Origin of the sequence: Shimia sp. (assembly GCF_965227725.1) — a bacterium.
GTDB lineage: Bacteria > Pseudomonadota > Alphaproteobacteria > Rhodobacterales > Rhodobacteraceae > Shimia.
In genome coordinates this window covers 179,041-194,528 of record NZ_CBDDGH010000001.1, presented here as the reverse complement: position 1 = coordinate 194,528, position 15,488 = coordinate 179,041, and the positions used below count along the sequence as shown (strand labels likewise).

General features: G+C 58.8%; 12 protein-coding genes. 6 read left to right on the top strand and 6 right to left on the bottom strand.

The window, feature by feature from the left end; translation table 11 throughout:
• The first annotated feature begins 146 nt into the window (after window positions 1–146).
• On the top strand, window positions 147–1,046 hold the full coding sequence (locus ACO07T_RS00930) for an FAD:protein FMN transferase (protein WP_422047867.1): 900 nt from the start codon (window positions 147–149) through the stop codon (window positions 1,044–1,046).
• Window positions 1,047–1,249: 203 nt separating this feature from the next.
• Window positions 1,250–2,686 carry a methyl-accepting chemotaxis protein gene (locus ACO07T_RS00925; RefSeq protein ID WP_422047866.1) on the top strand — a complete coding sequence of 479 codons (1,437 nt, stop codon included), beginning with the start codon at window positions 1,250–1,252 and terminating at the stop codon, window positions 2,684–2,686.
• Between the two features lie 64 nt (window positions 2,687–2,750).
• Here the strand turns inward: ACO07T_RS00925 and ACO07T_RS00920 are convergent, their stop codons facing one another.
• From ACO07T_RS00920 to ACO07T_RS00895, 6 genes are all read right to left on the bottom strand, one after another.
• Window positions 2,751–3,587 carry an NAD-dependent epimerase/dehydratase family protein gene (locus ACO07T_RS00920; protein WP_422047865.1) on the bottom strand — a complete coding sequence of 279 codons (837 nt, stop codon included), beginning with the start codon at window positions 3,585–3,587 and terminating at the stop codon, window positions 2,751–2,753.
• Window positions 3,588–3,589: 2 nt separating this feature from the next.
• Entirely contained in the window at window positions 3,590–4,366 is a 777-nt protein-coding gene (locus ACO07T_RS00915; protein WP_422047864.1) for an HpcH/HpaI aldolase family protein, read from the bottom strand.
• Window positions 4,366–5,583, bottom strand: a complete 1,218-nt coding sequence (locus tag ACO07T_RS00910; RefSeq protein WP_422047863.1) for an NAD(P)/FAD-dependent oxidoreductase — start codon at window positions 5,581–5,583, stop codon at window positions 4,366–4,368. Before ACO07T_RS00910 ends, ACO07T_RS00915 begins: the two co-directional genes overlap by 1 nt.
• The gene (locus ACO07T_RS00905) at window positions 5,583–7,301 is read right to left on the bottom strand and encodes a hydantoinase B/oxoprolinase family protein (protein WP_422047862.1); all 1,719 of its coding nucleotides are present in this window, start codon (window positions 7,299–7,301) and stop codon (window positions 5,583–5,585) included. Before ACO07T_RS00905 ends, ACO07T_RS00910 begins: the two co-directional genes overlap by 1 nt.
• Window positions 7,298–9,385, bottom strand: a complete 2,088-nt coding sequence (locus ACO07T_RS00900; protein WP_422047861.1) for a hydantoinase/oxoprolinase family protein — start codon at window positions 9,383–9,385, stop codon at window positions 7,298–7,300. The genes ACO07T_RS00905 and ACO07T_RS00900 overlap by 4 nt, the downstream gene beginning before the upstream one ends.
• A gap of 93 nt (window positions 9,386–9,478) precedes the next feature.
• Window positions 9,479–10,387, bottom strand: a complete 909-nt coding sequence (locus tag ACO07T_RS00895; protein ID WP_422047860.1) for a LysR family transcriptional regulator — start codon at window positions 10,385–10,387, stop codon at window positions 9,479–9,481.
• A gap of 207 nt (window positions 10,388–10,594) precedes the next feature.
• Between ACO07T_RS00895 and ACO07T_RS00890 the strand changes: the two genes are divergently transcribed.
• From ACO07T_RS00890 to ACO07T_RS00875, 4 genes are read left to right on the top strand one after another with little or no spacing between them, the layout of a single operon-like run.
• The gene (locus tag ACO07T_RS00890) at window positions 10,595–11,599 is read left to right on the top strand and encodes a Gfo/Idh/MocA family protein (protein ID WP_422047859.1); all 1,005 of its coding nucleotides are present in this window, start codon (window positions 10,595–10,597) and stop codon (window positions 11,597–11,599) included.
• Window positions 11,596–13,167, top strand: coding sequence for an acyl CoA:acetate/3-ketoacid CoA transferase (locus ACO07T_RS00885; protein ID WP_422047858.1), 1,572 nt, complete (start codon window positions 11,596–11,598; stop codon window positions 13,165–13,167). Before ACO07T_RS00890 ends, ACO07T_RS00885 begins: the two co-directional genes overlap by 4 nt.
• Window positions 13,164–13,931 (top strand): enoyl-CoA hydratase/isomerase family protein, encoded by a 768-nt coding sequence (locus tag ACO07T_RS00880; protein WP_422047857.1) that lies wholly within the window; start codon window positions 13,164–13,166, stop codon window positions 13,929–13,931. Before ACO07T_RS00885 ends, ACO07T_RS00880 begins: the two co-directional genes overlap by 4 nt.
• Before the next feature lie 3 nt (window positions 13,932–13,934).
• Window positions 13,935–15,470, top strand: coding sequence for an aldehyde dehydrogenase family protein (locus ACO07T_RS00875; protein ID WP_422047856.1), 1,536 nt, complete (start codon window positions 13,935–13,937; stop codon window positions 15,468–15,470).
• Window positions 15,471–15,488: the final 18 nt, after the last annotated feature.

Below are 15,488 nucleotides of genomic sequence, written 5' to 3'. Positions count from 1 at the left end.
ACATTATCCGACGAAAGCGGCCAAGAAGGCCGTTTTCCCGCGAATTTTGCGGGTTGGTGGGGTGGGCAGTCCGGGAATTGGATGATATGCCCCCGCCAACCGCGCATGGCGCACCTCGATTTTGACCCGATTCTGGAGACCTTTTCATGACCCGGATGCATCGCCGCCGTTTTCTGACCATCGCCGCAGCCAGTGCTGCTGTGCCTGCTGGCCTGAGCCACGCTGCTACCGTTACCGAAACCGCCAAATGGCAGGGTGTGGCGCTGGGCGCGCCTGCTCAGATGTCTCTGGTTGGCCTGACCGAAGCACAAGCCGCGCCGATTGTAGCAGCCGTCACCGCAGAGCTTGATCGTCTTGAAGGCATCTTCTCTCTGTACCGTGACAGCGCGCTGACCCAGCTGAACCGTGACGGTGTGCTTTCCGCGCCTTCCGCTGATCTGCTGAACGTTCTTGAGCTGAGCGATGCGCTGAACAAAGCCAGCGGTGGCGCGTTTGACCCAACCGTTCAGCCGCTCTGGCTGGCGAAAGGTGGTCAGGGCGATGTGACCGATGCCAAGGCACGTGTCGGCTGGGACAAGGTTGCCTTTGACGCCAATGAGGTGCGTTTTGGTGCAGAAGGCATGGCGCTTACGCTGAACGGTGTGGCGCAGGGCTATGTTACCGACCGTGTTGCCGCGATCCTGCGCGATGCAGGTCTGAAAGACGTTCTGCTGGACATGGGCGAAGTCGCAGCGCTGGGTCACCGCGCAGATGGCGCCAAGTGGACCGCAGGCGTGAGCACTCCGGCAGGCGACGTTGTTGCACGTGTCAAGCTGACCGATCGCGCGCTGGCAACCTCTGCACCGATGGCGACCGTTCTGTCCGGCAGCGATGCACATATCTTCCGTCCTGACGGCCAGGAAGGTGCGCTTGATCTGGCATCTGTGTCTGCACCATCCGCAGCGGTTGCTGACGGCCTGTCCACAGCGCTTTGCCTGGTGGATGAAGCCACTGCACATGCCATGGTGGCCCAGTTTGCAGGCGCGCGCATCGAGACCGCCGCTTAAGAGACACTCGTCTGCAAAGACTGAGATTTCAGAACACCGCTTGCAGCTTCTGCAGGCGGTGTTTTTTATTGCAGCGGCTTCATTGCATTTGCGATTTTTTGCCCAGCTCCTGCTCTTTTCGTTTTGGTTAAGGTTTCTGTTAACCAACTCTCTTCTACTGAGGGAGAAGAGAAAAAGCGTCCGGGAAGAAGGGGCTCGCCGATATGGCCAACGCGTTGGAAGAATTCACAACAAATATGCGTTTGGATAAGGATGATCTGGCTCTGCTGGAAAGCATTGGTGCCAAGTTGGCGCCTGAATGGGATGCGGCGCTTGAGATTTTCTATCGCGAGACCGACGCGGAATTGACCGTGGTTGCGGCCGCCAAAGCGGCCATGAAAGACCATTGGCAACGCCTGTTGAGCAAAGATGCCGAGGCGTCCTTTGCAACGTCTGTTGAGCGACTGTGCGCCCTGCATTTTGAGCAAATGGCGCTGAACCTTGACGGCTACTTGGCGGCCCATGCGCGGGCATCGTCCTATTTGCAAAAAGTCTTGATCCAAAAGGCGGGCCTGATGATTTTTTGGGGCGACAAAAAGCGTCTCGCCAAGCGGGCAGCGCTGTTGTCGCAAATCATGCAAATGGATCAGGCCGCGGCAGCGGTGGCTTATACCGCTGCGAAGAAAAACCAGCAGACGCAGGCATTTGCCTATCTTGAGGCGGGAATGCAGCGGGTCGCGGGTAAGGATTTGTCAGAAGACATTCCCGCTCCGGGTGAAAGTGATTTCCCGGAAGCCTTTGACGGGCTTCGAGTGGCGTTTAATGAGTTGCAGCGCGGGCTGCGGTCGGTGATGAAGACCATCAAATACGCAACAGATGACCTGAACCTGACCGCGTCAGAAATGAATTCCAGCGCGGGTGATCTGGCGCGGCGCACGGAAACGCAGGCCGCGACCTTGGAACGTACGGCGTCGTCCATCTCGGAGATCAGCACGCGGCTGCAATCGTCTTCTGAGGCCACACAAAAGACTGATGTGATGATGCGCCAGACCCATGCGCAGGCCAAAACCGGTCAGGAAGTGATGGGGGAGACGGTCGGTAAGATGCAGGAAATCGCCCAGAGCTCGGCCCAGATTTCCCAGATCACCGGCGTGATTGACGACATCGCCTTTCAGACGAACCTCTTGGCCTTGAACGCCGGTGTTGAAGCTGCGCGTGCGGGAGACGCGGGGCGCGGCTTTGCCGTTGTGGCCTCTGAAGTGCGCGGGCTTGCGCAGAAGGCAGGGGATGCGGCGAAAGAGATCAGCGAGTTGATCAAGACATCGTCAGAGCTGGTGGAGACCGGTGTGACGCTGGTGGACAGAGCGGGGCATGTGCTTGAGGAAATCGTGGAGGACGTGGAAAACGTCTCGGCGCTAAGCTCTGAAGTCGCGCAATCGACCAGTGCCCAGTCAGACGGGCTTTCGGAGATCGCGCAGGGGCTTGGGCTTCTTGATGAGGCCACACAGCAGAACGCTGCGCTGGTGGAAGAGGTGGTCGCCGTGGTTGACAATATGCGGCGCGACACATCACAGGTGGCAGATATGGTGAAAGGGTTTGAGACCCGCATGTCACATGAAGAAATGCCTGTGGAGATTTTTGCAAGCATAAGAGCCGCTTAGAGCTCTTTAAGCATCAGCGCGGATTGGGAATGCAAAAGGGCGCGTGATGCGCCCTTCGTTGTGGTTAGAGTTTTTTGCGGTCATCCACGATGGTCATTTTCGCCAGCCCACTTTCCCCAAGCTCAATGGTGGTGAACGGGCCGCCAATGCACATCTGAGCCGGATCGCTTGGATCTGCAAGTGGCGCGGCAGCGAGGATTTCGGGCGCAAATTGTTCGGCATTGTCCTGTGGCCGATACCCGAGGTGGGACGCGCCGGCATTGTTGACGGGCATGCGGTCGTTGTTGGAGATGCCGTACACGATGGAAAAGCCCGTTGTCGGCGTATCAATTGCACGGGTCACAAGTCTGATCAGGTCGTCATAGCTGAGCCAAGTCGCGAGGGAGCGGGTGCTGACCACTTTGGCGCAGGAGAAGATGCGCATATGTACGCTTTCCAGTCCGCGTTTCTCCCAATAGAGGCGGCCGAGGTCTTCGGCGAAGCACTTGGCGAGACCGTAGAAGCTGTCGGGGCGGTGGGGGGCGTCAATGCCAATGCAATCGGCGGACGGGTACATGCCAACCGCGTGCACCGAGCTCGCGTAAACCACTCGGCGCACTCCGTGCCGATGTGCGGCTTCCCAGACGTTGTAAGCACCGATGATGTTAGGGCCGAGGATCTCATCAAAGGGGGCTTCATCCACGATTGCGCCAAAATGGACCACCATATCAGCGCCTTCTAAAACTGCGCTGATTTGCTCCAGCGAGGCAAGATCGGCCTGCATGTAGCTTTCGCCGGGATACAGGGTCCCGATGTCTTCGGCGATATCGGTGGAGACAAGCTCGTCTGCCATTTTGCTGAGCGGTTCGCGCAGATAGGAGCCTAGGCGGCCAGCGGCACCGGTGAGGACGAGCTTTTTCATGGTCAGGATCCTGTGTTTGGAGCTTTGAGGTCGGCGAGCCGCTGGTCTGCGGACTGGGCAAGAAGGCCCGTGTCAGATCCGCATGCGACAAAGGTGAAGCCTGCGCCAAGCAGGCGGCGGGCAAAGGCCAGATCAGAGATCACAGTGCCAACCGGGATCTTCTTGCCAATCAGGCGCATGGCTGCGGGCAGGATTTTTGCCCAAACCTGATCATGCATCGGTTGGCCGAGATGGCCCATATCTGCGGCGATGTCAGCAGGGCCAAAGAAGATCCCATCCACACCGTCAACGGCGGCAATGGCTTCGATGTTTTCCAGCGCTTCAAGGGTTTCGGCCTGCACAAGCACCGCAGTTTGGCTTTCGACCTCAGCAAAATAGCTCTTATCCCGGCCATAGGCGGTGGCGCGGGTTGTGCCGCCCACACCGCGCACGCCGCGCGGCGGATAGCGCGTGGCCGCAACAGCAGCCTCTGCCTCTTCGACGGTGTTGACCATTGGAAAAAGCAATCCGGGCGCGCCCATATCAAGCAGGCGCTTGACCTTCACGGGGTCGTTCCAATCCGGGCGGACAAGTGCTGTGGTCTCAAATCCTTCCAGCACCCGCAGCTGATCCATCACGGTGGAAAGCTCATTGGGAGAATGCTCCATATCAATGAGCGCCCAGTCATAGCCGGAATGCGCCACGATTTCTGTGGCCTGTGCGTTGGCCATGCTGAGCCAGATGCCGATTTGCGCATTGCCTGCGCGAATTTCGGCAAGGAAGGGATTGGGAGCTACCATCAGATCACGGCCTTTTCGACGATTGGTGTGTTTGTGAGCACACGTTCAAACGCAAAAGGCGACATGTCCAGAGCGCGGTATTCGCCGTAGGTGAGCCATTCCGCCATTGCGCGGCCCATTGCGGGGCTTTGCTGTAGCCCGTGGCCGGAGAAACCGTTTTGGAACAGGAAGTTGCTGATTTCTGGATGGGGGCCGAGAATAGCGTTTTGATCCAGGGTGTTAAAGGCGTAGTGCCCAGCCCACTCGGTGACCACTTTGATAGCCTCAAACTGGGGGATACGGGTGGCGATAATGGGCCAGACATGATCCTGCCAGCGGTTGTGATCCATGTGGAAGTCATCATAGGCAACGGCTGGGTCAGGGTCGGCAGCACATCCTGCGAGATAGGTCTCTGGTCCGTCCTGGCGGAAGTGAACCCCGCTTGGATCGATCGTGAGCGGCAGTTCCATTGGCAGGGGTTGCTCTGCGGAGAAAATCCAGGTGAAGCGCTTGCGTGGTTCTACCGGGAGCGCGATGCCTGCCATTTCGGCGGTGCGCGCGGCGCGCGGCCCTGAGGTGTTGACCACCTGACCACAAGAGATCACATCGCCGGAGGCTAGCGTCACGGATGTGATTTTGCCTGCTTCGCGTGCCATGGCGACAACTTCGCCCTGCACATATTCTACGCCGCGTTCGCGTGCGGAGCGGCGAAACCAGTCAAACACCACGCCGCCATCCCAATAGCCTTCGTCCTTGGTGTTGATGGAGCCAAGCTTGATGTCTTCGACGTTGTAAAACGGGTAGCGTGCGGCAATTTCTTCAGCAGTGAGCAGCTCGGTTTCGGCACCAGCCTTGCGTTGGATTTTCTGGTTTTCGCGCAGTGTTTGGGCAAAGGCGTCATTGTCGGCGAGATAGAGATAGCCGTAGCTTTGAATGTCGAGTTCGGGAACGCGGTCATCCCCGCCCATGTAGCTGCGCAGGTTTTTGACAAAATCTGCCGCGAATTGCGAAATCTCTACGTTCAGTTTGTTGGAGAACTGCTGCCGCATGCAGGAGTTGGTGTGGGCGGTGGAGGTGAATTCGTAAGACGGATCCTTTTCGACCACCAAGACGGACCCATTGAAATCGGGGTTGTCGGACAGAAACCACGCGGTGGAGGAGCCCATGATGGCCCCGCCAATGATCACGACGTCATAAGATGTTTTGGTGGGTTTGGTTGCCCAGGTGCCAGTCGCCATTAAAGAGTGTCCCCCCGTTTTGCCCGTGTCAGGGCCTCGGCAATATCTGCGTCCGAGATGTTGTAGTGCTGTGCGGCGTGCTCTGGTGTGATGTAGCCAAGGGCCAGATCGCGTTTCACCATGTCGGCATCGCGCGCTTGAGGGTTACCGTAGCCAGCGCCGCCGGGGAAGGCCATTTGCACAACTTCGCCGTGTGAGATGAAATGTTTGCCTTTGCCCGGGATCGGGGTGCCGTCATCGCGTTGGATGGTGGTTGCGCCCCCTGCAAGGCCGTCGCGGCGTCCAAGTGCCGGGTGGTCCACACGGTCCAACATGAGCGAAATGTCAAACTCGTGTCCTTCGCGGGCGCCGACGTCCATATATTGCCCGAGACCGCCGCGATACTGACCCGCGCCGCCGCTGTCCGGGCGCAGCTCCTTGCGCCAGATGATCACCGGGCCGACCTGTTCGGTGGCTTCCACGGGCATGGTCATCACACCAGATGGGAAGGCCGTAGCGCTCATGCCATCCAGCGCCGGGCGCGCGCCGGAGCCACCGGAGTTGAAAGTGAGCACTTCGGCGCGTGTGGCGTCTGGCGGGGCGGGCGCGTCCATTCGGGGCCGGAGGGACAGTTGGAAATTGCACAGGCACCCGGCGCCCTCGGCAGGAACCACACCGGGCAGGAGTTTGTCGAGCGCGTTGTAAACCGTGTCAGGCACCATATGGCCAATCACGTGGCGCAGGGCCACTGGGGCCGGGAACTTGGCATTTACAATACTGTTTTCCGGCGCAGCGATCTCAAACGGAGCCAGTGAGGCGGCATTGTTCGGGATTTCCGGTGCGATGGCGCATTTGAGCGCGTAGCAGGCGTAGGCCTTGGTGTAGACCAGAGGGACGTTGATGCCTTTTTTGTCGAGGCCGGACGTGCCGTCCCAATCACTGACAATACGGTCTTTCTCGATGGTCAGCGTAACATGCAGATCAATCGGTTTGTCGTAGCCGTCGATGCGCAGATGCCCGGAGGCGGTGCCGGGGGCGAGGGCGTTGATGCGCTCCAATGTGGCTTGGCGTGAGTTGGTCAGGATGAAGTCGGAGATGCCGGTCAGATCCGGCAGATCAAACTCCTGCACCATGTCGATCAGGCGACGGTGGCCGATATCGTTGCAATTGGCCAAAGCGTAGATGTCGCCGACCAGCTGATCCGGTTCGCGTACATTGCCGCGAATGAGCGCGATTAAAGTCTGGTCCACTTCGCCACGGTTGGCGAATTTCATGATCGGGATGTAGAGCCCCTCTTCGTGGACATCATTGGCATCCGCGCCAAAGCCACGACCGCCAATATCGGTGACATGGGCCGTGCAGGCAAAGAAGCCGATGAGTTGCCCTGCGTAAAACGATGGTGTGACCACCGTGATGTCATGTTTGTGGCCAGTGCCCTCCCAGGGATCATTGGTGAGGTAGACATCGCCTTCGCGCATGTTGTCGCGCCCGATACGGCGGATAAAGTGCCCCACAGCATCGGCCATGGCGTTCACATGGCCCGGGGTGCCGGTGACAGCCTGAGCAAGCATGTCCCCGGCGGCGTTGTAGACACCAGCAGAGAGGTCGCCCGCCTCACGCACAGACGTTGAAAAGGCTGTGCGCACCAGCGCCTGTGCCTGTTCTTCGACGACGGAGATCAAGCGGTTCCACATGACCTGATAGGCGACTTTGCTGTGCCCGGTTTCTGGACGGTTCATTGGGCGGTCTCCTTCAGGCGGACATCCAACGTGCCGTCGCTATGGGTGCAGACATCGCGGCTGCTTGGGACAACAACGGTGGTTTCATCCTCTGTGATCAGGGCGGGGCCATGCGCCATGTGGCCTGCAGGCAGATCAGAGCGCGCGAGCGCGGCGGCGTCTACCGTTGCGGCGCGTGCCGGATCAAAGAGGGGGCGTGTTGTGGTTGCGTCAACTTTGATCAGTGCGCCAAGTTCAGTGAGCGGTGTTGTGGCAGCTTGCGCGGTGTAGGCGTTGACGCTCCAGACCGTGATTTCGACCTCCATTCCCTCGACTGCACGGCCAAAGAGGGCTTCGTAGTCGGCCTCAAAAAGGCGGAGGAAGGTGGCAGCGTCAGGGGCAGCGGCTTGCTCAGCTGTCAGGGAGATTGGAATTTCCCAGCCCTGACCCGCATAGCGCATGTAGATCTTGTGATCGCGCAGGATTTCGGCATCTGCATCGCAGGAGCGCACAAATCCTGTGGCTTCTTCAGACATCTCGGCAAAGAGGGTTTTGACCTGCGTCGGATCAAAGGCGTTGAGGCGCATGAACACAGAGCGGTTGGCCTCAAAACTAAAGGGCGCGCGCAGGAAGCCGATGGCCGATCCAACACCGGCCCCTTTGGGTACGAGGCAGCGGGCGACACCGAGCTTTTCGCAGAGCCTTGCTGCGTGAAGCGGGGCTGCGCCTCCAAAAGCGATCATGGTATATTCGCTGAGGTCTTCGCCGTTTTCGACCGCATGGACACGGGCGGCATTGGCCATGTTTTCATCGACAACCTCGGCCAGCCCAAAGGCGGCCTCAATCGCGTCCATGTCCAGAGTATTGCCGATGACAGTGTCCAGAGCCTTTGCAGAATTGCTAGGGTGTAGCGGGATTGAGCCGCCGGCGAAATTGTTGGGATCAAGCTTGCCAAGGATCAGATCCGCATCGGTCACAGCTGGGTTTTCACCGCCACGCCCATAGCAGGCCGGGCCGGGCTCTGACCCTGCGCTTTCGGGGCCAACGCGGATCTGGTTCATGCCGTCGACATGGGCGAGCGAGCCGCCGCCCGCGCCGATTTCCACCATGTCGATCACGGGAATCGAGATGGGCATGCCTGATCCCTTTTTGAAACGATAGGTGCGGGCCACTTCAAACACGCGGGCGGTTTTTGGGGTTTGATCCTTGATCAGGCAGATTTTGGCGGTGGTGCCGCCCATATCGAAACTCAGGACCTTGGAAAGCCCGTGTTTGGCGGCGATGTCTGCGGCGAAGATCGCGCCACCCGCCGGGCCGCTTTCCACCAGCCGCACAGGGAAGTCAGCCGCGCTTTCCAGAGACATGATGCCGCCACCTGAGTGCATCAAAAAGACAGGGCAAGCCGCGCCTTCGTCTGCCAGGCGGGATTTCAAACGGCCGAGGTAGGACTTCATCAGCGGTTTGATGTAGGCGTTGGCGATGGTGGTGTTGAAACGCTCGTATTCGCGCATCTGTGGCGACACTTCGCAGGATAGCGAGACCATCACGTGGGGCAGCTTTTCCGCCAGAACTTCGGCAATCAGGCGCTCGTGGGCATCGTTCACGTAGGAATGCAGCAACCCAACCGCGATGCTTTCATATTCCGCTTCGGCAAGCTCATCGGCGAGTTGTTCGATCTCTGCGCGGTCCAGCGGGATCAGAGGGTTGCCGGTTGCGTCCATGCGTTCGCTAACCACATAGCGTCGGTTGCGCGGCAGCAGTGGTTCGGGGAGCGTGAGGTTGAGATCATATTGTTCAAAGCGGCTTTCGGTGCGCATTTCGATGACGTCGCGAAAGCCCTTGGTTGTGATCAAAGCTGTCTTTGCGCCGCGCCGTTCGATCAGAGCATTGGTGGCCAGCGTGGTGCCATGGATGATCTGCGTGATAACCGCTGGGGTGACACCTGCTTTGGCGCAGACCTTGTGCATCCCGTCCACAATGGCGTTTTCCGGGGCGGCGTAGGTGGTCAGCACCTTTGTGGAGTGCCGATCTTCGCCGATCTCGAGCACCACGTCGGTGAATGTGCCGCCAATATCTACGCCCAAGCGGGCCGCTGGTGTGGGCATGATGCGCCTCTTTGCTGTCTTACTAAGATCAGCCTAGTGGCAGGCGGGTCATGAAATCCAATTATTAGATTGAATGTGAACGATAAAGAAAATTTATCCTTTGATTGCGCGCGCGTGAGTTTTAGCCTCAATCTGGGCGAGCTCTGCAGCGGCGCTGACAAAGCTGGGGCAGGTGTCCGCATCAAAGCGGGCAAAGAATTGCAGGGCGTCTGGCACCCAGAGATAGCGCAAGGGCAAGAGCGTGCCTTGGGCGAGATCATCGCGCACCATCGCTTCGGGCAGGCAGGCCACGCCAAGGCCGTCGCGCGTCATCTGGTGGCACGCCGCAAGGTTGGATGACGACACATGACGGACCGATATGTCGGGGAAGGCGGCAAAGTGCTCCTGCATCTGGCGGTAGGGAATGGTGCCGCGGGCGTGGGTCAGGACGGGATGTTGCGCAAGGTCGCGCAGCGAGAGAACTTTGGTGCCCATCTCCAGCTTCGGCGATCCCACCCACATCATCGGCAGTGGGCCTAAATCGGTGTTGCCCGTTGTCTCGTAGTGAAAGGGGCCGTTCTGCAATGCAAGATCAATGCGCCGCTCCAGCAGGGCATCAGACAGATTGAGGGAGAGATCGACGGTGAGGTCGACGTCGATGTTGGGGAAGCGGGCCTTCAACGCGGCGAAGAAAGCGCCCAGCCATGTGTGTACGATCATTTCGGTGACACCAATGCGCAGGGTGCCATCAAACAGGCTATCGTCTTCTGCAGACAGTAAAAAACCATCCATTGCCTGTAAAACTGCGCGCGCCTGTATGAGAAGCTTCGTTCCTATTGGCGAGAGGCGCACGGAGCCTGCGTCGCGGGACATCAAGCGGTGACCAATTTGCGCCTCAAGCGTGGTGATACGGCTGGAGATATTGGGCTGCGTTGTGTTGAGTTTGTCCGCTGCGCGGCGGAAGCTTTGCAGGTCGGCCACGGCCACGAAGGCCTGAAGCTGTTTGAAGCTGATCTGAGCCACGTGCGTGTCCTGTCGGCATGTTCTTGTGGAACTTAGTGCCGCGCAAACTGCGTGGAAAGCAATGGGGTTTTTGAGGGCTTTGCTGCTGGCTGAGAAAAGTCTCAAAAAGGGGATTGTCAAATTTAGAACGTTCCAATTATGGTGTGACTCGGAAATTAGATCGTTCCAATTTGGTTGCGAGTGATCTGACAGGGAGGCGAAGTTTCTATGCGTTGGGTTTTTGTCGGGGCGAGCACGATCGCATCTCAATACATGTTGGGAGCGGTGCGCGCTCAAAAGGGCGGTGACGTCGCTTGGGTTGTGAGCGGTTCGGCGCAGCATGGCGCGGACTGGGCGTCGGCCCACAATGTGCCGAAATCCACGACGGATCTTGCCGAAGCGCTGGCTGATGAGAGCTGCGATGCGGTTTATATCTCCTCCACCAACGAGAAACACTTGCCTCAGGCCATGGCGGCCATTGCCGCGGGCAAACATGTGCTTTGTGAAAAACCTCTGGCGATGAGCGTTGCGGATGCGGCGGATATGGTGAAGGCCGCTGAGACGGCAGGCGTTACCTTTGCAACGAACCACCACCTGCGTTGCTCCGGCACGCATCGCGCGATGCAAGCGCTGATTGCGGAGGGCAAGATTGGCAAAGTGCTGTCGCTGAGGATTTTCCATGCGGTGCATTTGCCGCCGCATTTGCAGGGATGGCGGATCAATGACGCCACTGCGGGTGGCGGTGTGATCCCCGACATTACGGTACATGATGCGGATGTGGCGCGGTTCTTGCTGGGTGAAGACCCTCAGCGCGTGGTGGCACAGGTGGCGGCCTCGGGCATGGGCGAGGGTGTGGAGGACAGCGCCATGTCCGTCTGGACCATGCCAAGTGGTGCCATGGTGATGAGCCATGAGAGTTTTACCCATCCTTTTGCGGGCAGCGGATTGGAGGTGCATGGCACCGAAGGGTCGATTTTCGCAAAGGACGTGATGACACAGGAGCCGGTTGGCGATGCGGAGCTGGTTACTGCTGCAGGACGTGCAGCTGTCGAGGTGTCTCGACACAACCTTTATGAACAGGGGCTTGCAGATTTCTACAGCGCTGTCGCCGGGACCGGGCGCGCCGCAGCGGATGGGCAGGATGGCGTGAAGTCTTTGGCGGTTGCCATGGCGGTGCGCGACGCAGCACAGACCGGTCAGGCAGTGGATGTGGACTACGGAGATCTGGCATGAGCAAACTGGTTTCCGCAAGCGATGCAGTCGCACGTATCAAAGATGGGGCTGTTGTGACGGTGTCCTCAAGCTCGTCGCTTGGCTGCCCTGATCTTGTTTTGAAAGCCATCGGAGCGCGGTTTGAAGCCGAGGGACATCCGCAGAACATCACGTCAATCCATCCGATTGCCGCCGGTGATATGTATGGCGTCAAAGGGATGGATTATCTGGCGCAGGATGGACTGCTCTCGCGTGTGATTGCAGGGTCTTATCCGTCTGGTCCCTCAAGCCTTGAGATGCCTGCGATCTGGGAGATGATCGTTGAAGATCGGGTGGCGGCCTACAATGTGCCATCAGGTATCCTGTTTGACATGCATCGCGAAGCGGCGGCGAAACGGCCCGGGGTGCTGACGCAGGTTGGATTGCAGACCTTTGTCGACCCCGTGCGCGAAGGCTGCGCGATGAACGACAAGGGCGCGGCAGCACCGATTGTGAGCCGAGAAGATTTTGGCGGGCAAACCTGGCTGCATTTCCCAAACATCGCACCGGATGTTTGTATCTTGCGGGCGACCACAGCGGATGAGCGCGGCAACCTGACCTATGAGCACGAAGGGGCCTATCTTGGCGGCCTCGAACAGGCGATTGCCGCGCGTAACAATGGCGGGCTGGTGATTGCGCAGGTGCAGCGGATGACCGCGCGCGGCAGCCTGCGGCCACATGATGTGCGGGTGCCGGGACATCTTGTCGATCTGGTGGTGATTGACGCGGACCAAAAGCAGACCTGTGAGACTCCTTACGATCCAGCGATCAGCGGGCAGATCATGCGCCCGTGGGACAGCTTTGCTTTGGCAGACTATGGCGTTGAGAAAGTGATCGCGCGCCGGGCGGCGATGGAGCTTGCCAAGGGACAGACTGCCAATCTCGGCTTTGGCATCAGCGCCATGGTGCCGCGTATTCTGCTTGAGGAAGGCCACCCGGAGGCGGTGACCTGGGCGATTGAACAGGGTGCTGTTGGTGGCGTGCCATTGACCGGATTTGCCTTTGGCTGTGCGTCCAATGCAGATGCGTTTGTGCCAAGTCCGCAGCAGTTCATCTACTTCCAAGGGGGAGGGTTTGATATGTCCTTCCTTTCCTTCCTTGAGGTTGATGTGGAGGGCAATGTGAATGTCTCCAAACTGGGTAAGAAGCCTTATTTGACAGCAGGTTGCGGTGGCTTTGTTGATATCACCGCGCGGGCGAAGAAGATCGTCTTCTCGGGCTGGTTCGAGGCCGGGGCGCAGATGGACCTGTCTGAGGATGCGCTGAAGGTGGCAACGCCCGGTAAGTTTACCAAGATGGTGGATCAGGTTGAACATGTGACCTTCTCCGGTACGCGGGCGCGGGAGACAGGTCAGGAGGTGCTTTACATCACCGAGCGCTGTGTGATCCGGCTCACTGATCAGGGACTTGTTGCTACGGAGATTATGCCCGGCATTGACGCTCAGGCGGACATCGTGGGGCCAACCGAGGGCCGTGTGACGGTGGCGGAGAACGCTGTTGTCATGGACAAAAAGCTGTTGAGCCAAGCACCTATGGGGCTGTCGCTGTGAGCGGGGTCGCGCTTGAGGTCAAGGGCGGGGTCGCCACGCTGACGCTTCAGAATGACGCGAAATACAACGCGTTGGATGTGCCCATGCTGGAGGCTCTTGAGACCCATATTGGCGCGATTGAACGAGACAGCGCCGTGCGTGTGCTGATTTTGACAGGCGCGGGGCAAAAGGCCTTTTGCAGCGGTGCGGACATTGCGGCCTGGGGCATCCTGAGCCCGGCCGAGTTTGCGCGCCATTGGGTGCGGGACGGGCATCGTCTGTTCGATCGCATTGCGAGACTGTCCAAACCAACAATCGCTGCGATCAATGGCCATGCTTTTGGCGGCGGCTTAGAGCTGGCAACGGCCTGTGATCTGCGGATCGCGGCGCCCAAAGCGCTGCTGGCGTTGCCTGAGGCGCGTGTGGGGATTATTCCCGGCTGGTCGGGCACCCAGAGGTTGGTGCGGCTGATCGGTGAGGTGCTGGTTAAGGAAATGGCGTTGTTTGGGCGCCGTATTAGTGCTGAACGCGCTCAGCAGGCCGGATTTTTGGCGGAGATTGCCGAGGATCCGCTGCAAGCGGCGCAGGCATTGGCAGAAGAGCAGATGGCGCTTTCGCCGCGCGCGGTTGAGATCACAAAATCCATGATTTTGGCGGGAAGCGGTGAGGACAGCGGTGCGATGATTGAGGCGCTGGGCAGCGCCGCCATTGCCGCGAGTGACGACAGAGACGAAGGCGTGGCGGCCTTTATGGAAAAACGCGCTGCGCAGTTTACGGGGAAATAGAGAATGAACGAGCTTGCGATACGGCCTTCGGTTGGCTTTGTGCCCGCAGCGGATCCTTTTGAGGGACGTCATCTGATTGATGGCATCTGGCAGGGCAGCGCAGATGGTGGGACGTTTGAACGGGTGTCTCCTAGCCATGGCGTCGTGGTGAGCCGTTCCGCGATGGGTGGTGAAGTCGAAGCAGAGGCAGCGATTAAAGCGGCGCGCAAGGCTTTTGATGCAGGTGTCTGGAGCCGTATTTCCGGCAAGGAACGCGCCACCGTTTTGCTCAAAGTGGCGGACCTGATTGAAGCCAATGCAGATCGTATGATTGAGCTTGAGGTGCTGGAAAGCGGCAAGCCGATTGCGCAAGCGCGGGGCGAAGTGACCGGAGCTGCGGATTTGTGGCGCTATGCGGCAAGTCTTGCGCGGAGTGTTCACGGTGATAGCCACGATACGCTTGGCGAAGACATGGTGGCGATGGTTTTGAAGCAGCCTATTGGGGTTGTGTCGATCATCACACCTTGGAACTTCCCTTTCTGGATCCTGAGCCAGAAACTGCCTTTCGCGCTCGCGGCGGGCTGTACCTGCGTGGTTAAGCCCTCTGAGATGACGCCAAGCACAACAGTGATGTTGGGGGAGCTTTTGATTGAGGCGGGCTTGCCTGCGGGTGTGTGCAACATCGTGTTGGGGCACGGGGAGCCGGTTGGCAGCGTGATGGCTGCACATAAGGACGTGGACATGGTCAGCTTCACCGGGTCCACCCGTGTGGGTAAGCTGATCAGCAAAGTTGCAGCGGATACACTTAAGAAAGTGGCGCTGGAACTTGGAGGAAAAAACGCGCAGGTTATTTTCCCAGATTGTGATCTGGACGAAGCCGTGGACGCGGTGGTGTTCGGCACCTACTTCAACGTCGGACAGTGCTGTAACGGCTCGAGCCGCGTGATTGTGCATAAGGATATTGCGGAAGAGTTCGTTGCCCGCGTCGTCGCGCAGTCTCGCAACGTGCGCTTTGGCGACCCGATGGATGAGGCCACTCAAGTCGGTGCGATTGTGACAGAAGCGCATAAAGCGCAGATTCACCAGCATGTGGAGGCCGCACAGGCCGCCGGCGCGAAAGTTGCCTTGGGTGGCGGACCGCTGTCTGTGGACGGATTGGACGGTCAGTTTTACCAACCAACTGTTTTAACTGATGTGAGCGCTCACATGGGGGCTGCACAAGACGAGATTTTTGGTCCAGTGTTGTCTGTGATGACATTTGACACGCTTGAGGAGGCGGTCACGTTGGCCAATGGCACGGATTACGGTCTGTCTGCTGGTGTGTGGAGCAACAATGTCCACACCTGTCTGGCGTTTAGCCGTCGTGCCGAAGCGGGCACCGTTTGGACGAACACATGGATGGATGGATTTCCTGAGGTCACATTTGGAGGGGCCAAGCAATCCGGTCAGGGGAGAGAGATCGGACGCTATGGCTTTGAAGAATTTATGGAGGTGAAATCGGTTGTGATGCGGATCGGGAATACCCGGGCGCGTTGGGTGACCGACACAAACGACGAATAACGAAAGAAACTTCGCAGA